Here is a 19,311-nt window from a genome sequence, read left to right on the forward strand (position 1 = left end):
CGGAATGCTGGCGCCGAAGCTGTGGCCGGGATGCTGCTGGGTGAGCAGGCCGGCGGCGCGGGCCTCCTGCAGCTTCATGTTCTCGCGGATGGCGAAGAAGCCGTACGTCGTTTCAAGAAGGGCGACGAGCTTGACACCGTGATCCTGTCGGTTGATCCAGAGCGTGAGCGCATCTCGCTGGGCATCAAGCAGCTGGAAAGCGATCCGTTCTCCGAGTACGTCACTGTCAATGACAAAGGCGCTATCGTTCGCGGTATCGTTAAAGAAGTTGACGCCAAAGGCGCCATCATCACTCTGGCCGACGACATCGAAGCGACCCTCAAAGCCTCCGAAATCAGCCGTGACCGCGTTGAAGACGCGCGTAACGTTCTGAAAGAAGGCGAAGAGATCGAAGCCAAGATCATCAGCGTTGACCGCAAGAGCCGCGTGATCAGCTTGTCCATCAAGTCGAAAGACGTTGAAGACGAGAAAGAAGCGATTCAGAGCCTGCGTAGCAAGCCTGAAACCGCTGAAAGCACTGGTCCTACCACTCTGGGTGACCTGCTGCGTGCTCAAATGGAAAAACAGAACTGAGTTCTGTCTGACCATTGAAAAAGGGCGACTTCGGTCGCCCTTTTTTGTGGGCGGGTATTTTTGCGGCGCGTTCGGCCAATGCCCTGTTGAGGATCTTCAACCTCGGCTCATTTAAGTCTGGACATACTCTGTTCAAATCCTTCCGGTCATGCTAAAACCTTCAAAGCGCTTTACCTAGCTGCTTGAAAAAGAAGGGAAAAACATGACGAAGTCGGAGTTGATCGAACGAATTGTCACCCATCAAGGACTGCTCTCATCCAAAGATGTGGAGTTGGCCATCAAGACCATGCTCGAGCAGATGTCGCAGTGCCTTGCGACAGGCGACCGCATTGAAATACGCGGCTTCGGCAGCTTCTCCCTGCACTATCGCGCACCTCGCGTAGGCCGTAATCCGAAGACAGGTCAGTCTGTCAGCCTAGACGGCAAGTTCGTCCCTCACTTCAAGCCAGGCAAAGAGCTCCGCGACCGGGTGAACGAAGAAGAGGAGCATGAGCTCCAATAGCTCTTTGAGGAGTTCTCATGCGAAATGTGAAGCGTCTGATCTTTTTAGTCATCGCCCTGTTGATCGCAGCGGTGATTGTTGTTTTTGTGCTGGAAAACCAGCAGAACGTCGCACTGGTGTTCTTTGGCTGGAATGCACCCGAACTGCCTGTGGCCGTGCCGGTGATCCTTGCACTGCTGGTGGGCATGTTGCTTGGCCCTCTGCTGGTTTCAGTCGCGCGTCTGCGCAGGAAACCCAAGGCGTCACGTCTGCCCTGATAAACTTCCCCGCGCGCCAGACACCTCGACGCCCGCATTGAAGATAATTACAAGCGCACCTATAACTAATCTCCTTTTTTAATGCCTAACCCACGCCTCAAGCTTTCAGGCGCGAGGGTTGCGTGCAGTTCGTCATTCGATCTGCTTCTACTGAACAGAGGAACCTTCGGGTTTTTTCGTCGCATAGGTTTTTACACATGAATTCCGACTATCCCGCTCTTCAGACCCGCTGCTTCAAGGCTTACGACATCCGTGGCCAAGTGCCCAATGACCTGGACGATGACATCGCGTACCGCATCGGGCGGTCCATGGTGGTTGAACTGGGTGCCAAAAATATCGTAGTGGGCAGAGACATGCGTCTTGAAAGCCCAGCCTTGGCGCAAGCGTTGATCAAGGGCATTCAGGAAGCCGGCGCGGATGTCATCGACATCGGCCTGTGCGGTACCGAAGAAGTCTACTTCGCCACCAGCCACTACGGAGCAGACGGCGGCGTGATGGTCACGGCCAGTCATAACCCCAAGGGTTATAACGGCATGAAGCTCGTCCAGAAATCATCCCGTCCCATCAGTGGTGACACCGGCCTTGATGCCATCCGCCAGCGCGTCGATGCGGGCGATTTCGGTCAGGTTGCCGCTCAGCACGGTAGCGTTGAGTCCAAGCCGGACAAGACTGCCTACATTCAGCACCTGCTGACCTACGTCAAAGACGCCGATCTTCGTCCACTGAAGATCCTCGCTGACCCGGGCAATGGCGCTGTCGGTCCAGCTCTCGAAGCGATCCGCTCCCAGCTGCCGTTCGAGTGGGTAATCATCAACGCTGAGCCGGATGGCAACTTCCCTAACGGCGTGCCGAACCCGCTGCTGCCAGAAAACCGCAGCATCACCCGCGACGCGCTGCTCAAGCACGGTTGCGACCTGGGCCTGGCCTGGGACGGCGATTTCGATCGCTGCTTCTTCTTTGACGAGCAAGGCCGTTTTGTCGAAGGTTACTACCTGGTGGGCCTGCTGGCAGAGATGCTGCTCAAGCAACACCCGGGCTCGAAAATCATTCACGACCCGCGCCTGACCTGGAACACCATCGATCAGGTCGAGCAGGCAGGCGGTACGCCGGTGCTGTGCAAAACCGGCCACGCGTTCATCAAGGAGCGCATGCGCCTGGAAGACGCCGTGTATGGCGGCGAGATGAGTGCTCACCACTACTTCCGCGATTTTGCCTACTGCGACAGCGGCATGATCCCGTGGCTGCTGGTCGCTGCACTGATGTCCGTCTCCGGCAAGAAGTTCTCGCAGCTGGTCGATGAGCGCATGGCGGCCTACCCGTGCAGTGGCGAAATCAACTACAAGGTCGACGACGTAAAGTCCATCATCGCCAAGATCCTGGAGCACTACACGCCGTCTTGCTCGAACATCGACAGGACCGACGGCATCAGCCTCGAGTTCGCCGAATGGCGCTTCAACCTGCGTGGCTCGAACACTGAGCCGTTGCTGCGTCTGAACGTCGAGAGCCGTCGTGATCCAGCCCTGGTAGAAGCCAAGGTCAAAGAGATCGAAGCGCTGATCAACGGCAAGTGATGCACTGGGCGCGCGGTCCTGCTGACTGAATGGCAGTGCCGCAAGCCAATCGTCTACAATGGCGCCGCTGCCTCGCAGCGGCCGTCTTGATTGACGACGAATTCTTAAGTGCATGGATCGGATATGACCAGAAAAATCCTGGTGACAGGGAGTTCGGGATTTTTAGGGACAGCGCTGGTTGACCACCTTGCACACCTGCCTGACGCGGACATTGTCGCGGTAAGCCGACAGGCAATGCCCCATTATTCTCCAACCGTCACGACAACCACTGTTGCCGGGCTGACTGCCGACACCCCATGGCAGGCAGTGTTGCACGACGTCGATACGGTCGTTCACGCCGCAGCGCGGGTGCATGTCATGCACGACACCGCGGCTGACCCACTTTCGCTGTACCGGGAGGTCAACACCCTCGGCACGTTGAATCTGGCCGAGCAGGCCGCCGCAGCAGGCGTCCGGCGTTTCATCTTCATCAGCACGATCAAAGTCAACGGCGAGTCCACCGCGCGGGGCGAATGCTTTCGTCCGGACGACGCTCCCAATCCGAGCGATCCTTACGCCGTTTCCAAGCACGAAGCAGAACAGGGCCTTCTGGCGCTGGCGAAGACCTGTGCGATGGAAGTGGTGATCATCCGCCCGGTGCTGGTTTACGGGCCCGGCGTGAAAGCGAACTTCCTGCAACTGATGCGCACGTTGCGCAAAGGCGTTCCGCTGCCACTGGGTGCAGTGAACAATGCACGCAGTCTGGTCTCGCTGGATAACCTGATCGATCTGATCCGCGTCTGCATCGATCATCCTGCCGCCGCGAACCAGATATTTCTGGTCAGTGATGGCCGGGACCTGTCGACGACCGAACTGGCCAGCCGCCTCAAGGGGCAGATGGCTGCATCGGGTTGGCTTATCCCCGTCCCAGAATCCCTTATCATGCTCGGCGCCACCCTGTTGGGCCGCAAATCGGCGGCCGAGCGAGTGTTGGGATCGCTGCGTGTGGACATCAGCAAAAACCGCGAATGGTTGCAGTGGCAGCCCCCGGTGTTGGTAGAGGACGGTCTGAAGAAGACCGTCGAGCATTTTCTGGTTACGGATCGAGCATGAATTATTGGTGGGTCGCGGTTGCTGTTGTGTTGTTTTCGTTTGCGCTGACGCATGTACTGCGACGATATGCGCTGCACAAGAGCTTGCTCGATATTCCCAACGGCAGAAGCTCCCATACGATTCCAACACCACGGGGCGGCGGTGTGGCGATTGTCATCAGTTACCTGGTGGCGCTGCTCTGGATGCTGTTTGCAGGGCTGATCGGGCGCGATCCGTTCCTCGCGCTATTCGGCGCGGGGACATTGATCGCGGCGCTGGGATTTCTCGACGATCACGGCCACATTGCGGCGCGATGGCGCTTGTTGGGGCATTTCTTCGCTGCGTCGTGGGCGTTGTTCTGGCTGGGTGGGCTTCCGGCGATCAACGTGTTCGGCATGACGCTCGCCCCGGGGCTCATCGTTAACGTGCTGGCGGCGTTCTATCTGGTGTGGCTGCTTAATCTGTACAACTTCATGGACGGCATCGACGGCATTGCCAGCGTAGAAGCGATCTGTGTCTGCGTCGGCGCGGCGATCATCTACGCGCTGAGCGGTTTCGCCACGCTGGTGTGGCTGCCGTTCCTGTTGGCGTGCGCAGTGGCGGGCTTTCTGTTCTGGAATTTCCCCCCGGCGAAGATCTTCATGGGCGACGCGGGCAGCGGATTTCTCGGCATCATGCTCGGTTGTCTGTCACTCCAGGGCGCATGGATTTCCTCGCAGTTCTTGTGGGTATGGCTTATTCTCCTCGGGGTTTTCATCGTAGACGCTACAGTAACCCTCATCCGTCGGCTCGTTCGGGGCGACAAGGTCTATGAGGCTCACAGAAGTCACGCTTATCAATTCGCCTCGCGACGTTTTGGCAAGCACCTTCCGGTGACGTCCGCAGTCGGTGTAATCAATCTGTGCTGGCTGTTGCCGGTCGCTGTGTGCGTCACCCGTTTCGGGCTGGACGGCGCACTCGGCGTGATCATTGCTTACGCTCCATTGCTCGCCCTGGCAGTTATCTTCAAGGCTGGGGCGCTTGAAAAAAGCTGAGCGTGGACATTGGCGCTGACGCTGTTGATCCGATTCCCGTGCGGGACAGGAATCAATGGCCGGCGCAGGGGTCGACTGAAAGGAGTTTGAACGCGTGCTTGAGGGGACAATGGAGAAAATTCGCACTACGTTGCTGGCGCTGCCTCGCCGGCACAAGCGGATCATGCAGGTCGCCGCAGACGTCTGTCTGATCTGGTTCGCGTTGTGGATGGCGTTCGTCGTTCGTCTGGGCATCGATGAACTGATCAATCCCCTGGAAATCCATACCTGGCTCTTCGCAAGCGCGCCCGTGGTGGCGATCCCGTTGTTTATTCGTTTCGGCATGTACCGCGCGGTCATGCGTTATTTCGGCAACGACGCCCTGATCGCGATCATCAAGGCCGTCAGCCTCTCGGCCCTGATCCTCGGGGTCGTGGTCTATCTCTACAGCAACCACCAGCATGTGGTGCCGCGATCGGTGATGTTCAATTACTGGTGGCTGAGCATGGTCATGATTGGTGGCCTGCGCCTTGCGATGCGTCAGTACTTCCTCGGCGACTGGTTTTCCGCCGCTCGCCATGTGCCGTTCGCCACCCGTGACGATGGCCTGCCTAAAGTCGCCATCTACGGCGCCGGCGCGGCGGGCAATCAATTGGTCGCTGCACTGCGCATGGGTCGCTCGATGCGTCCGGTGGCGTTCATCGATGACGACGACTCGATCTCCAACCGGGTCATCTCCGGGCTGCAGGTCTACAAGCCCAAGCACATTCAACAGATGATCGACGTGACCGGCGCCCAGGAAATCCTGCTGGCGATTCCGTCGTCGGCCCGTGCGCGACGCCGGGAAATCCTTGGCTTCCTAGAAGGCTTCCCGCTGCATGTTCGCAGCGTGCCGAACTTCTCCGATCTAGCCGCCGGCCGAGTGAAGGTCGACGATCTTCAGGAAGTCGACATTGCCGACCTGCTCGGCCGCGACGCCGTACCTGCCCAGGAAGAGCTGCTCGAACACTGCATCAAGAACCAGTGCGTGCTGGTGACCGGGGCAGGGGGCTCGATCGGCTCGGAGCTGTGCCGGCAGATCCTGCTGCTGAAGCCGACCACGCTGCTGCTTCTCGATCACAGTGAATTCAACCTCTACACAATCCTCACCGAGCTGGAGCGGCGCGTGGCTCGCGAGTCGCTCAAGGTCAAGTTGCTGCCGATCCTGGGATCGATTCGCAATCACGCCAAGTTGCTGGACGTGATGAAGACCTGGCAGGTTAATACCGTCTACCACGCGGCGGCCTACAAGCATGTGCCGATGGTCGAACACAATATCGCCGAGGGCGTGCTCAACAACGTGGTCGGTACGCTGAATGCGGCCCAGGCCGCGCTGCAGGCAGGCGTGGCCAATTTCGTGCTGATCTCCACCGACAAGGCCGTGCGCCCGACCAATGTGATGGGCAGCACCAAGCGCCTGGCCGAGCTGACGTTGCAGGCACTGAGCCGGGAAACCGCGCCGGTGATGTTCGGCGACCGCTCCAATGTGCATCAGGTCAACAAGACACGGTTCATCATGGTGCGCTTCGGCAACGTGCTGGGGTCTTCCGGCTCGGTGATCCCGCTGTTCCATCAGCAGATCAAATCCGGTGGGCCGCTGACGGTCACGCACCCGAAAATCACCCGCTATTTCATGACCATTCCGGAAGCGGCGCAGTTGGTGATTCAGGCCGGTTCCATGGGGCAGGGCGGTGACGTGTTCGTGCTCGACATGGGCGAGCCGGTGCGCATTATCGAGCTGGCGGAGAAGATGGTGCATCTGTCGGGCCTGAGCATCCGCTCGGAACACAACCCCCAGGGCGACATTGCCATCGAGTTCACCGGGCTGCGGCCTGGCGAGAAGCTTTACGAGGAGCTGCTGATCGGCAACAACGTGGCTGCGACTCGCCACCCGATGATCATGAGTGCACAGGAAGACTTCCTCGCCTGGGACGTCTTCAAGCAAAGCCTCTCGCAGTTACTCAAGGCGCTGGACGACGACGATTACACCCGCGTTCGGCAGATCCTCGGGGACACCGTCAGCGGCTATGCGCCCGAAGGCGATATCGTTGACTGGATTCATCAGCAGCGTCGCCGGGAACCCTGACCGCACGCCCGCTGAAACCTTTTCTTACGCAGTGAAATGGGCGCCGAAACGGTCGCGAAGCCCATACCCACGGGGCCTGCGCGTGGGTACACATCCGGTCACCGATCCCTGCGTTGACGCACTGCCGCCATCGGCTAGGTTTGGGAAGCAGCTCAGGAATGCTGCTTCCACTTACGATGCCCATGGAGCATGACTCATGCGTACTTCTTATCTGTCTTCCCTGATCTTCGCACTGCTGGCGAGTACGTCCCTCGCCGTGACTGCCGCGCCGTCTGCCGCCACCTCGATAGACGCCACCAAACCTGCCATCTCCGCACCGGCGGGTGTACAGGGCGCCAAGGTCAATCTCAACAGCGCGAATGCGGAAACCCTTCAGAAAGAGCTGTCCGGCATTGGCGCCGCGAAGGCCAACGCCATCGTCGCCTACCGTGAAGAACACGGCGGTTTTACGGCCGTGGACGAGTTGATCGAAGTGAAGGGCATCGGCAAGGCGCTACTGGACAAGAACCGCGACAAGCTGTCGATTGACTGAAACCCTATGAGCTCAAGGCCGATCTCTGATCGGTCTTTTTTATGCCCGCGATAATGAAAAGCCTACCGTTCGCCCACCAAATATAAAAATGTCGACTGACATATTATTTTTTAAATTACGGGCGTAATATATCTCCGCAGCTACGCTCACTTACCCACGGAGAATGTTCATGACTGCTCACACTCAAGGCAAAGCTGTTATCACCGGCGCGTCGTCGGGCATTGGCTTCACTTACGCGGACCGCCTGGCACAGCGCGGATTCGATCTGGTACTGGTGGCCCGCGATCAGGCGCGACTGGAAGCGCTGGCGACGGATTTGCGCGCGAAGCATTCAATCAACGTCGAGGTAGTGAAAGCCGACCTGACCCAGCCCGCCGACGTCAGCGTCCTCGAGCAGCGTTTGCGCTCGGACGCATCGATCACGTTGCTGGTGAACAACGCCGGGGTTGCACTGAGCACGCCCCTCGCCGAATCGGATCTGGCCGAAGTGGACCGCCTGATCCAGCTCAATATCGTGGCGCTGACCCACCTGGCATCCGCCGCCGCGGCCGGTTTTGCGGCGCGCGGCACCGGGGCGATCGTCAATATCGCGTCCGTGGTGCCCATGCTGCCGGAGCGCTTCAACGCGGTGTACGCCGCCAGCAAGGCGTACGTGTTGAGCCTGACCCAGTCACTGGCCGCTGAAATGAGCGAAAAGGGCGTGCAGGTTCAGGCCGTGCTGCCCGGCGCGACCCGCACTGAAATCTGGGAGCGCGCCGGTCTGGACATCAACGCCTTCCCGCCGGAAATGGTCATGGACGTTAACGAAATGGTCGACGCCGCGCTGGCCGGGTTTGACCAGCAAGAGCTGATCACCATTCCATCGCTGCCGGATGCCGCTGACTGGCAGGCCTTCACCCAGGCACGCCTGGCCCTGGGCCCGAACCTGTCGCTGCAGCACGCGGCGCAGCGTTACAAAACGGCTGGCGCTTAACGGTGCCGGCGACTGCCAAAAATGAGGAAAGGTGAACCCATGAGTGAGCGTCGCATCGTAGTGACGGGTATGGGGCTGGTGACGCCATTGGGCACCGGCGTCGAAGCGGTATGGAAGCGATTGCTGGAAGGCCGCTCCGGCATTGTGCAGTTGCCTGAGCAGACGGTGGCTGATCTGGCAGGCAAAGTCGGCGGCCCGGTGCCGACGCTGGAGCAAGACCCTGAAGCCGGGTTCGATGCTGACGCCGCCGCGCCGCCCAAGGAGCAGAAGAAGATGGACCGCTTCATCCTGTTTGCCTTGGGCGCTGCGCAACAGGCGGTCAAGCAGGCAGGCTGGGCGCCATCGACTGAGGAGGAGCGCGAGCGTACCGCGACCATCATCGGTGCCGGCGTGGGTGGTTTCGGCGCCATCGCCGAAGCCGTGCGCATCACCGATACCCGTGGGCCGCGGCGCTTGTCACCGTTCACCATTCCTTCGTTTCTGGTCAATCTGGCGGCCGGGCATGTGTCGATCCAGCACGGTTTCAAAGGCCCGCTGGGCGCGCCGGTCACGGCGTGTGCGGCGGGCGTTCAGGCGATCGGCGATGCCGCGCGACTGATCCGCAACGGGGAGGCGGACGTGGCCATTTGCGGTGGCGCCGAAGCCTGTATCGATCGCGTCGCCCTGGGTGGTTTTGCTGCCGCGCGGGCGCTCTCCCATGGTTTCAACGACACGCCGGAGCGCGCCTCACGGCCGTTCGACCGTGACCGCGATGGCTTCGTCATGGGCGAGGGTGCGGGGATCATCGTCATCGAAACCCTGGAACACGCACTCGCCCGTGGCGCAACGCCCATTGTCGAACTGGTCGGTTACGGCACCAGCGCGGACGCCTATCACCTGACGGCCGGACCGGAAGATGGCAGTGGCGCGCGCCGGGCGATGGAGGCAGCGATCCGCCAGGCCGGCATCCAGCCTGCCGACGTGCAGCACGTCAACGCCCACGCTACGTCCACGCCGGTGGGTGACAGGGGCGAAATGGCCGCGATCAAAACCGTGTTTGGTGACCAGAATGGGGTTGCCGTGACGTCGACCAAATCCGCCACCGGGCACTTGCTCGGCGCCGCGGGCGGCATCGAGGCGATCTTCACGGCATTGGCGATCCGCGATCAGATCGCGCCAATGACCCTCAATCTGGAGAACCCCGACGAGGCAGCGGCGGGCATCGACATCGTCCACGGCAAAGCGCGCCCGATGAACATCGAGTACGCGCTGTCGAACGGTTTTGGCTTCGGCGGTGTGAACGCCAGCGTGCTGTTCCGTCGCTGGCATCCCTGAGAGGCTTCAGTGCAGCAAGCGTGACGCTTCCCTGCCGCGAACAGGGCAGGGAAGTGAGCGTCAGCCTTCGATCAGCTGCTTGAGCTGATCGCGGGTGGTCTCCAGGATTCGCTCGGCCAGCGCCGGATCTTTTGCGCTGCGCGCCAGCACCATCGCCCCCACCAGCCCGGACATGAGCATCACGCTCTTGTCGCTGCTTTGCCCGTCGGCCGGCATTCCGGCTTCGAGGGTGGCGAGCATGCGGTTGATCAACTCGTCGGTAATCTCGCTCGGTTGCCCGCGCTGGCCGAGCTCGGACGCCATGGTCGGCAACGGGCAGCCCCTTTCCGGGTGATCGCGATGGGCGGTCGACAGGTACGAGTCGATGAACGCCTGGGTCGAGCTGTCTTCGGCCAGTTTCTCGGCGCGTGAGGCCTGCAGCTGGTCGACGGCGCAGCGCAGTGATTTCTCGACCAGGTCGTCCTTGGATTTGAAGTGGGCATAAAAACCACCATGGGTCAGGCCCAATGCCTTCATCAACGGCTGCAAGCCGGTGGCGCCGATCCCGTCACGGCGAAAGCGCGCGGCGGCTTCCTGAAGGATGCGCTGGTGGGTCTGGGCTTTGTGATCTTCGGCGTAACGCATGGAGCGAGCCTCCCGATTGTGGCTCTTGAAATGGTGGTCGACATTTTTACACGGATGACACGCCGGCGCAGTACCCGCGTTGTACCCCCTGTCGCCATTGGTCAGAGCGCTGCGTCCACCACCGGCCGGCTACGCCAGCAGAACCGCGACTATTTCAGGCCCATCATTTTCGCCAGCGCCTCAGGCCGGGGCGCGCCTTGTTGCTGCTGAAGGTGTCCGGCCTCGTCTTTGTAGAAGATCGACGGTGTGGCAGACAGGCCCATGTCTTCCATCAGTTTCATGTTGGCGTCGAGTTTGGCCTGGATGTCTTTGGGGATGTTCTGCATGGCCTTGAGCCTGCTGCCTTTGCCCGCCTGCTCGTGGTTCTGCAGGGCCAGTTCCGGGTTCGCGTCGGCCAGCAGGCTCGCGGCTTTGGCGGCGCTGTCTTCGCGGATCACGCCGACCATGATGTGGCGCAACTGTACTTTCCCGGATTTGACCCAGGGCCGCGCCTGTTCCCAGAACAGGTTGCAGTACGGGCAGTTGGCGTCGCTGAACAGGTAGATGACCTTCGGCGCAGTTTTGGCGCCATCGGCGATCCAGGAGCTGTTTTCCATGCGGGTCCACATCGCCTCGGCCATCGGCCCATAGACCAGCTTTTGCAGGGGCGCGGTGCTCAGGTCTTCGCCTTTTTCATCGAACAGATTGCCCGCCAGCACATGCTTGCCGTCCGGGGTCAGGTACAGCGCCATGCCTTGATTCTGGTACTCGGCGGCGTAACCCTTCAGCCCGCCCGGTGCGTCGAAGCTGCCTTTGATGGTTGCGCCCTTGGCTTCGAGCGCCTTGATCGGAGCGGGCAGGTCATCGGCGTGGACCAGCGCGCCTGGCAGGCTGAGCGAAACGGCGGCGGCGGCGATGAGCGCATGGCGCATGAGGTTCATGGTTTGGTCCCCTATTTTGAAGAAGGCTGTGAAGAAAGCTGTGAAGAAGGCGGCGAAGTAGCGTTCGGCGGCTGGCTGAGGCCGTCCAGGTAATGGGTGAGGCTGGCGCTGGACAGTTCGCCCAGATGCCCGTCCTGCTGTCGGCCGTTCACGCCGTAAAACAGCGTGGTGGGCAGGGCGGCTGAGCCGGCACGGCGACCCAGTTCGCCGCTGTCGTCGAACAACACGTTGTCCAGTTGCAACCCCTGGCTGCCGAGAAACGTCGCCACTTCACGTGGGCTTTCTCCCTGATTGACGAACAGAAACACGACGTCGGGATTGGCATTTTGCGCAGCTTGCAGGACAGGCATTTCCCGCCGGCACGGCGGGCACCACGTCGCCCACAGGTTGATCACCAGTTTGCGGCCTGTGTAATCGCGCAATTGCACGCGTTCGCCGGCGGCATTGCGCAGGGCCAGATCCGGCAGCGGGACATCCCGACGAACGCTTTCGACCGCCAGACTGCTCAGCCACCAGAACAGCAACCCGCTGGCGACGCCCCACCCCAGTGGCCGGCGCTGCAACGGCCGCCGCCAGGCCATGATGGCGGCACCGGCAATAGTGGCCATGACGCCGGGCCAGGCACTGAAGCCGCCGTCGCGGATATCAACGATGCGCAGCAGCTCATTTTCATACTGCGGCCAGTAGCGCGCCACAAACGCCAGGCGGGCCACCAGCACCCCGAACATGAAGAGACCGAACACGGCGCGTTCCGGGTTTACTCGCTGCTTGCGGCCACTGATCCAGCCGACCAACGTCGCCAGCGCGAGGGCAACGAGCAGCAGCAGATGGTTGAGCGACAGGGCGAACGGCCCCACGGAAAAACTCAGCATCAGCCACGCCCCCGGGTCGTTTGCCAGTGCTGCAAAAAGGATTCCAGGTCGACTTCACCGGTGATACGCCGGTCGCGTCTCTCGCTGCCGTTCGGTGCGATCCACACCAGCGTCGGTGGGCCCAGTACGTTGAAACGACCGAGCAGCGTGCGGCTGGCGTCGTTGTCGGCCGTGACATCGAGGCGCAGCAGGCGCACGCCGTTCAACGCCTGCAGGGTTTCAGCGTTGGCGAACACAGTCTTCTCCATGATCTTGCAGGACACGCACCAGTCAGCGTAGTAGTCGACCAGCACCCACTGCCCGGCGCCAGTGGCGGCGGCGAGTTCCCGGTCCAGGGCCTGCGGGTCCTTGATCGTGGTGAACGCGGCGTGTGCCTCGCTTGCGTTGGATGGCTTCGCTCCGCTGAAGACTTCGAGCGGCTGCCAGGGATCATCGCCGCCCGCCGCCGCGCCGATCACCATCATCACGCCCCACAGGCCCGCGACCAGACCGAAGGGAGCGCTAATGAGCGAGGCGCGTGGCAGCGACCGGGTCTGCATGATGGCGCTATAGGCAAAGATGATCAGCAGTGCACCGAACAGCGCCAGCCACAGCACGCTGGCGAGCAGCGGCCGAATCATCACCAACGCGGTGCCCAGTAACAGGAAGCCGAAGAGCCCTTTGACCAGGTTCATCCAGGCCCCCGGTTTTGGCAGAAAACGCGTGCCGACCGTGACCAGCAGCAACAACGGCAGGCCCATGCCCAGCCCCATGACGAACAACACCAGCGCGCCGTGCAGCGCGTTACCGCTCTGGGCGATGTACAGCAGTGCGCCGGCCAGTGGTGCGGTCATGCACGGGCCGATCATCAGTCCCGACAGCGCGCCGAGCGCCGAAGCGCCCAGTAGACTGCCCCCCTGGCGCTGACGCCCGGCGTTCTCCAGACGGTCGCGCAGGAAGCCGGGCAATTGCAGCTCGAAGAAGCCAAACATCGGCAGCGCCAGCACCACAAACAGGGTCGCGAAACTGCCCAGCAGCCAGGGTTGCTGCAGGGTCGATTGCAGGTTGCTGCCCAACAGCGCGGCGACCACCCCCAGCCCGGCGTAGATCAGCGCCATGCTCAGCACGTAAACGCTGGCCAGCGCCAAGCCCCGTGCGGGTCTTGCGCCGCTGCCGACCACCACGCCGGCCAGGATCGGCAGCATTGGCAGTGAGCACGGCGTGAACGCCAGCAGCAGACCCAGCCCGAAAAACGCCAGCAGGCTCAGGGCCAGAGAACGTTGCGCCAGGCCGCTGGCCAACGCTTGATCTTCCGCTTGATTGCCAACCTGAGCGCTGGCCGGTTGCGCGTCGCCGCTGCCCACATCAACGCGCTGGCTTTGCGGGGGATAACACAAGCCGGCATCGGCGCAGCCCTGCCAGCTCACCTTGATCTGACCGCTGGCCGAGGCCGGGATTGTCAGTTCAAGGCCCTGCCGATAGACCTGCTGCTGGCCGAAATACTCGTCGTGATGGTCCTCACCGGTCGGCAGGACGGGCTGCTGTCCCTGGCTGAGCCCTTCGAACTTGAGCCGTTGCTGATACAGGTAATATCCGTCCGCGATCTGCCAGTACAGGCGGGTTTCGCCGGACGCCAGGCGTTCCGAGGTGAAGATGAAAGCGTCTTTCGCCGACAGAAAATCCGGCTTTTCGCTGAACAGTGAAGGGCCCGACCTGGCCGGGAAGGGATCCGCGCCGGGCACTGCCTGCGCCAGCAACGGGATCAGCATCAGAATCATCAACCACACCTTACCCATGCGCACCTTCCAACCCCTATGAATGGGGCGAATCCTGCGCAGTGGCGATTAACAGTCGATTAACGCTACGGGGCGCGTCGTGTCTGCGGCGGCTCGTGCATAATCCGCCGTTAATCCCTCTGCGCTTCAATCGCCTTTTTTTCGGGGCCGACCATGCACGTACTGCTTTGTGAAGACGACGACCTGATTGCCAGCGGCATCGTCGCGGGCCTCGATGCCCAAGGCCTGACGGTGGATCGCGTGGCCACGGCCTCCTCCGCGCGGGCCATGCTCTCGGCTGCGCATTTCGACGTGATGATTCTCGACCTCGGCCTGCCCGATGAAGATGGCCTGAAGCTGTTGCGCCAGTTGCGCCAGCAGGGCGTCGAGATCCCGGTGCTGATCCTCACCGCTCGCGACACCGTCACCGACCGCGTCGACGGCTTGCAGGCCGGGGCGGACGATTACCTGCTCAAGCCCTTCGACCTGCGTGAACTCAGCGCGCGCCTGCACACCCTGGTCCGACGCATGGCCGGGCGCAGCGTCAACGTGATCGAGCACGGCGTGCTCAGCTACGACCCCAGCAGCCGGGAAACCCGTCTTGCCGGTCAGCCGGTCGATCTGTCGCGCCGAGAACAGGCTCTGCTGCAAGCGTTGTTGAACAACAGCGGTCGCGTGCTTTCGGGCGAGCAGCTGAAGGACTGCGTCTACGGTTTCGGTGACGAGGTCGAGAGCAACGCCCTCAACGTTCATATCCACCACCTGCGGCGCAAGCTGGGTGGCCGCATCATCGAAACCGTCCGCGGGCTCGGTTATCGCCTCGGCCCGGCCGGCCATGATTCGGAGCCCACGCCATGATGAGCCTGCGCACGCGGCTGAGTCTGATCCTCGGCTCGGCGTTCATTCTGATCTGGGTGCTGGCGGCGGCGTGGATGCTGCGCGACTTGCGCACGCAGATGATGCAGTCCCTCGATCAACGCCTTGAGGCCTCCGCGCGGATGGTGGCCGGGCTGCTCGAACAGATGCAGATGCCCACCGGCAGCGACACCCGCTCGCTGCGGGCGGACGACCCGGCGCTGCCCAACGGCATGGCGTGTCAGTTGAGCTCCCTGCGCGGGCAGGTGCTGGCGCGAACCGACAGCTCGCCGAGTGAACCGCTGAAGGCCGACGCCAGCGGCTTCCATGACCAGATGATCAACGGCGACCACTGGCGCGTTTACACGATGATGCACGACAACGTGCGGGTGACCACCGCCGACCGGCAGATCGAACGCGATGTGCTCGGGCATTCGGTGCTGTTGGCGGCGTCGGTGCCGGTGCTGGTGGCGCTGTTCGGCAGCCTGGCGCTGGTCTGGTTCGGCATCGGCCGGGGGCTGGCGCCGCTCAACCGCATGCGCGATGCCTTGAATCGCCACAGCGCCGATTCGGTCGAGCCGCTGGATGTGCCCAACCTTCCCAGCGAGTTGCAGCCGCTGCTGAAAAGCCAGAACCAGCTGTTTCAGCGCATCGCCCAGACCCTGGAGCGCGAGCGGCGGCTGACCGGCGACGCTGCCCATGAACTGCGCAGCCCGCTCACCGCCATCAAGACCCATCTGCAAGTGGCGCGCATGACCGACGGCCAGAAGCGCGACACCGCGCTGGCCCATGCGGAGGAGGGCGCCGACCGGATGCACCGCACCCTCGAACAGTTGCTGCTGTTGGCGCGGGTAGAGGGCAGCCTGTCGTTCGATGACGGCGTGCAATGCGACGCCGAGCAGGTCGCAAGGCTGGCCATCCACGACGCCAGTCATGGGGATGAGCAGCGCATCGAACTGATCTTGCCGTCGCAGTTGTCCAGCGCCGCCGTGCAGATGCCGGCGGCATTGGCGGTCGCCGCGTTGCGCAACCTGCTGGACAACGCACTGCGCCATAGCCAGGCCGATGCGCGGGTGGAGTTGAGTGTCGAAACCTTTGACGGGCAGGCGCATTTCCGCGTTCGCGATCATGGTCCGGGGATTCCCGAGCCGGATCTGGACAAGCTCACCCAGCGCTTCTGGCGCAACGGCAAGAGTCCCGGCGCCGGGCTGGGGTTGGCGATTGTTCAGGCCATTGTTCAGCGCTGCGCGTGTTCGCTGCGCTTTGACAGCCGACATGACGGTTTGCGGGTGGAGTTGAGCATGCCGTTGCGGCGCGATGTCGCAGGCGAGTGACCTGTGGGAAGGTTCTGAAAGTTGAGTCGGCCCGACGTTGGACGTCAGGCCGACTGTTGGCTGAATGTCCGTTACTCCGGCATGGCCGAAGAGTGGTGCGATGTAATCAACCACTGGTTCTCGACGAATGCATAAGTGAAGGTGTAACGCGCGCTGACGGCTGAGTTGTCGCTGAAACGGAACGTGTACGTGCCGGTATCGATTGCGCTGTTGCAACTTGTCATAACCGTGCTGCTGTCGACGGTGCCGACCGGCTTGTTCTTGAGAAATTTGTTGAAGTAATCGAGTTTGCCGGCGAGGTCTGTTCTGGGCTGATTGGAGAGGGTCGGCAGCAGCACGGCATCGGCCGTGTAGTTCGCAGCCACCTGGCTTGAGTCGCCGCTTTGCAATGCGCTATTCCAGCGCTCGAACAGGATTTTCGCCTGTTGTTTATCAAGTGTTGCGCATTGAGGGGAAGCGTTGTTTGCACTGGCGTAAGTGCTGGCAGCGAGCAAGGTGATGACGGCGAAAGTCTTGAACATGCGTTACCTTCCATGGGCGGTTGAATGTGGGGCGAGAGCCTAATGGAGGACGACTTAGAGGTGTACTGCCGTGGATTTACAATTCGTTTCGCGAACTAATTCGTCCATCTCCGGCGTAGGAAGTGTCCGGTTAAATAAGTAAGAACCGATGCTGATTTGCGCAGGAAGTTGAGCCAGTTTGGAACTTTCATAATCCAGTGCCGCAGGCTTTTGGTCCGACAAGCCTTTGATTCTGCTCGCCAATCCCGGACAATCGCGCCCCTTTCCCTGTAGAGAACCGGTCAGGGGCGCCGAATGCCACGTTTTTCGACGCGCTTTTGACCATGTAGCTATCACCGGCAACGGAGAATCGACCGGATGAATGATCAGGCCAACAGCGTCGAACACACCGTCGACGCGGCACCCGCGAGCGTGACGACCTGGAACCGTAACGACACCACCTGGATGCTCGGGCTGTTCGGCACCGCCATCGGCGCAGGCACGTTGTTTCTGCCGATCAACGCAGGTATCGGCGGGTTCTGGCCGCTGGTGATTCTGGCCGTGCTGGCCTTCCCGATGACCTTCTATGCGCACCGCGGGCTGACCCGTTTCGTGCTGTCGGGCCGCAATGGCGCGGACATCACCGAGGTGGTTGAGCAACATTTCGGCAAGAAAGCCGGTGCCTTGATCACGCTGCTGTATTTCTTCGCCGTGTTTCCGATCCTGCTGATCTACAGCGTGGCGCTGACCAACACCGTGGGCAGTTTCATGGAGCACCAACTGCATGTGCAGCCGCCGCCCCGGGCGCTGCTGGCGTTCGTGCTGATCCTCGGCTTGCTGGCCGTGGTGCGTTGCGGTGAGCAGATCATCGTCAAGGCCATGAGCCTGATGGTGTACCCGTTTATCGTGGCTTTGCTGTTCCTCGCGGTGTTTCTGATTCCCCACTGGAACGGCGGCATTCTCACCACGGCGAGCAGCCTGCCGGCACCCTCGGCGCTGCTGCACACGCTGTGGCTGGCGATTCCGGTGATGGTCTTCTCGTTCAACCATTCGCCCATCATTTCGGCGTTTGCCGTCGACCAGAAGCGCCAGTATGGCGAGCAGGCCGAGCCGCGCAGCGCGCAGATCCTGGCCCGCGCCCATCTGCTGATGGTGGTCATGGTGCTGTTCTTCGTCTTCAGTTGCGTGCTGACCCTGGCGCCGGAGCAACTGGCGGAAGCCAAGGTGCAGAACCTGTCGATCCTGTCCTATCTGGCCAACCATTTCAGCAATCCGACCATTGCCTTTGCGGCGCCGCTGATTGCGTTCGTCGCGATCACCAAGTCGTTCCTGGGCCACTACATCGGCGCCAGCGAAGGCCTCAAAGGTCTGGTGATAAAGACCGGCCGCCGTCCTTCGCCACGTACGCTGGACCGCCTGACCGCAGGCTTCATGCTGGTGGTCTGCTGGCTGGTGGCAACGCTCAACCCGAGCATTCTCGGGATGATCGAAACCCTCGGCGGCCCGGTGATTGCGGCACTGCTGTTCCTCATGCCGATGTACGCCGTGCGCAAAGTGCCGGCCATGCGCCGGTATGCGGGCAAGCTGTCGAACGTGTTCGTCGTGGTGATCGGACTGATCTCGATCTCGGCGCTGGTTTACTCGTTGATGCAGTGACGTCGGTTCCGGGTTAAGCGGGCTGGCGCGGACGGTGTAGGAGCGCGCTTGCCCGCGAAGGCATTCTGGCTGCAACGAATCGATTGCCTGACACACTGCTTTCGCGGGCAAGCGCGCTCCTATAGTTGATCGCATTCAGGCCGAAGATTTGCATTGATTGCGGTCAACCCGGTTACCTGGCTTGAATGAGTGACGCGTTTACTGCCAGGCAGTCCAGACATTCATCACTCGCACTCAAGGAAGCGGCGATCATGGCCAACAGCGACAAACTCGATTTCACTCTGCGACCCGCCACCCCAGCGGATGTGCTGACGATTGCGGCGTTGGGCATTCAGGTGTTTATGGATACTTACGCGACCGAGGGCGTGCGCGACGCCATCGCTCGTGAAGTCCTCGAATCATTTGCGCCCGAGACCATTGCCGCGATGATCGAACGCCCTGACTCTGTATTTCTGCTGGCGGAAGCCCGTCAGCATCTGGTCGGCTTTGCTCAAGTCTGCCTGCAAGCCGATCACGCTCTGGTCGGCGATCAGCACGCCGCCGAGCTGAATCGTCTCTACGTACAGGAGCGTTTCACCGGGCGCGGCCTGGGCTGGCAGTTGCTGCAGCACGCCGAAATTGAAGCATCGGCTCGAGGCGCTTCGAAGCTATGGGCGACGGTGTGGGTAGGTAATTCCCGTGCCTTGCTTTTCTACCCTCGCCAAGGCTACGAAAACGCCGGGTCGCCGATGTATCGCCTGCAAGCTGAAACCCATGAAAATGTTCTGTTCTGCAAATCGCTCAAGCCCATGGAGCTCGATACGGCCCGGGTTTGACAGGGCGCCAGAGTGCGCCCCATGATCCTGCTCGTTTATGATCGATTCAG

At 61.5% G+C, this 19,311-nt stretch carries 19 protein-coding genes; 14 read left to right on the forward strand and 5 right to left on the reverse strand.

The features are described 5' to 3' along the window. From ACQKEN_RS22960 to fabF, 10 genes are all read left to right on the forward strand, one after another. A partial coding sequence (locus ACQKEN_RS22960) for a S1 RNA-binding domain-containing protein (RefSeq protein WP_427689048.1) occupies positions 1–573 on the forward strand: 573 nt, incomplete at its 5' end. Between the two features lie 202 nt (positions 574–775). Continuing rightward, positions 776–1,075 carry an integration host factor subunit beta gene (gene ihfB, locus ACQKEN_RS22965; RefSeq protein WP_037011901.1) on the forward strand — a complete coding sequence of 100 codons (300 nt, stop codon included), beginning with the start codon at positions 776–778 and terminating at the stop codon, positions 1,073–1,075. A 17-nt stretch (positions 1,076–1,092) separates the two neighbouring features. After that, a complete protein-coding gene (locus ACQKEN_RS22970; RefSeq protein ID WP_427689050.1) occupies positions 1,093–1,332 on the forward strand; it encodes a lipopolysaccharide assembly protein LapA domain-containing protein in 240 nt (79 codons plus the stop codon). 197 nt (positions 1,333–1,529) lie between these two features. Continuing rightward, positions 1,530–2,903 (forward strand): phosphomannomutase, encoded by a 1,374-nt coding sequence (locus ACQKEN_RS22975; RefSeq protein ID WP_427689052.1) that lies wholly within the window; start codon positions 1,530–1,532, stop codon positions 2,901–2,903. Between the two features lie 123 nt (positions 2,904–3,026). Further along, positions 3,027–3,995 (forward strand): UDP-glucose 4-epimerase family protein, encoded by a 969-nt coding sequence (locus ACQKEN_RS22980; RefSeq protein ID WP_427689054.1) that lies wholly within the window; start codon positions 3,027–3,029, stop codon positions 3,993–3,995. Next, positions 3,992–5,008 carry an MraY family glycosyltransferase gene (locus ACQKEN_RS22985; protein ID WP_427689056.1) on the forward strand — a complete coding sequence of 339 codons (1,017 nt, stop codon included), beginning with the start codon at positions 3,992–3,994 and terminating at the stop codon, positions 5,006–5,008. The genes ACQKEN_RS22980 and ACQKEN_RS22985 overlap by 4 nt, the downstream gene beginning before the upstream one ends. 109 nt (positions 5,009–5,117) lie before the next feature. After that, positions 5,118–7,112, forward strand: a complete 1,995-nt coding sequence (locus ACQKEN_RS22990) for a polysaccharide biosynthesis protein (RefSeq protein WP_427689058.1) — start codon at positions 5,118–5,120, stop codon at positions 7,110–7,112. A gap of 196 nt (positions 7,113–7,308) precedes the next feature. Further along, positions 7,309–7,644, forward strand: coding sequence for a ComEA family DNA-binding protein (locus ACQKEN_RS22995; protein ID WP_427689059.1), 336 nt, complete (start codon positions 7,309–7,311; stop codon positions 7,642–7,644). Between the two features lie 169 nt (positions 7,645–7,813). Then, on the forward strand, positions 7,814–8,617 hold the full coding sequence (locus tag ACQKEN_RS23000) for an SDR family NAD(P)-dependent oxidoreductase (protein WP_427689061.1): 804 nt from the start codon (positions 7,814–7,816) through the stop codon (positions 8,615–8,617). A 39-nt stretch (positions 8,618–8,656) separates the two neighbouring features. Continuing rightward, entirely contained in the window at positions 8,657–9,931 is a 1,275-nt protein-coding gene (gene fabF / locus ACQKEN_RS23005; protein WP_427689063.1) for a beta-ketoacyl-ACP synthase II, read from the forward strand. Between the two features lie 60 nt (positions 9,932–9,991). Here the strand turns inward: fabF and ACQKEN_RS23010 are convergent, their stop codons facing one another. From ACQKEN_RS23010 to dsbD, 4 genes are all read right to left on the reverse strand, one after another. Further along, the gene (locus ACQKEN_RS23010) at positions 9,992–10,555 is read right to left on the reverse strand and encodes a TetR/AcrR family transcriptional regulator (RefSeq protein ID WP_427689065.1); all 564 of its coding nucleotides are present in this window, start codon (positions 10,553–10,555) and stop codon (positions 9,992–9,994) included. A gap of 149 nt (positions 10,556–10,704) precedes the next feature. Further along, positions 10,705–11,475, reverse strand: coding sequence for a thiol:disulfide interchange protein DsbG (gene dsbG, locus ACQKEN_RS23015; RefSeq protein WP_427689067.1), 771 nt, complete (start codon positions 11,473–11,475; stop codon positions 10,705–10,707). 11 nt (positions 11,476–11,486) lie between these two features. Beyond that, entirely contained in the window at positions 11,487–12,347 is an 861-nt protein-coding gene (locus ACQKEN_RS23020; RefSeq protein WP_427689068.1) for a prolipoprotein diacylglyceryl transferase family protein, read from the reverse strand. Next, positions 12,347–14,122, reverse strand: a complete 1,776-nt coding sequence (dsbD, locus tag ACQKEN_RS23025; RefSeq protein WP_427689070.1) for a protein-disulfide reductase DsbD — start codon at positions 14,120–14,122, stop codon at positions 12,347–12,349. Before dsbD ends, ACQKEN_RS23020 begins: the two co-directional genes overlap by 1 nt. Before the next feature lie 153 nt (positions 14,123–14,275). Here dsbD and ACQKEN_RS23030 point away from each other — a divergent pair, with 153 nt between their 5' ends. After that, positions 14,276–14,959: a response regulator gene (locus tag ACQKEN_RS23030; RefSeq protein ID WP_122535636.1), complete on the forward strand. Its 684-nt coding sequence runs from the start codon at positions 14,276–14,278 to the stop codon at positions 14,957–14,959. Further along, positions 14,956–16,290, forward strand: a complete 1,335-nt coding sequence (locus ACQKEN_RS23035; RefSeq protein ID WP_427689072.1) for an ATP-binding protein — start codon at positions 14,956–14,958, stop codon at positions 16,288–16,290. Before ACQKEN_RS23030 ends, ACQKEN_RS23035 begins: the two co-directional genes overlap by 4 nt. Before the next feature lie 71 nt (positions 16,291–16,361). Here the strand turns inward: ACQKEN_RS23035 and ACQKEN_RS23040 are convergent, their stop codons facing one another. Further along, positions 16,362–16,811, reverse strand: a complete 450-nt coding sequence (locus ACQKEN_RS23040; protein ID WP_427689074.1) for an SgcJ/EcaC family oxidoreductase — start codon at positions 16,809–16,811, stop codon at positions 16,362–16,364. 357 nt (positions 16,812–17,168) lie between these two features. On the opposite strand from ACQKEN_RS23040, the gene ACQKEN_RS23045 reads away from it, so the two are divergent. Together ACQKEN_RS23045 and ACQKEN_RS23050 are read left to right on the forward strand one after the other, a co-directional pair. Beyond that, entirely contained in the window at positions 17,169–18,446 is a 1,278-nt protein-coding gene (locus ACQKEN_RS23045) for a serine/threonine transporter (protein WP_427689076.1), read from the forward strand. A gap of 251 nt (positions 18,447–18,697) precedes the next feature. After that, complete coding sequence (locus ACQKEN_RS23050) at positions 18,698–19,261, forward strand: N-acetyltransferase family protein (protein ID WP_427689106.1); 564 nt, start codon at positions 18,698–18,700, stop codon at positions 19,259–19,261. Positions 19,262–19,311 lie beyond the last annotated feature (50 nt).

The sequence above is a fragment of the Pseudomonas sp. NPDC078416 genome (assembly GCF_050268485.1).
In the GTDB taxonomy this organism is placed as follows: Bacteria; Pseudomonadota; Gammaproteobacteria; order Pseudomonadales; family Pseudomonadaceae; genus Aquipseudomonas.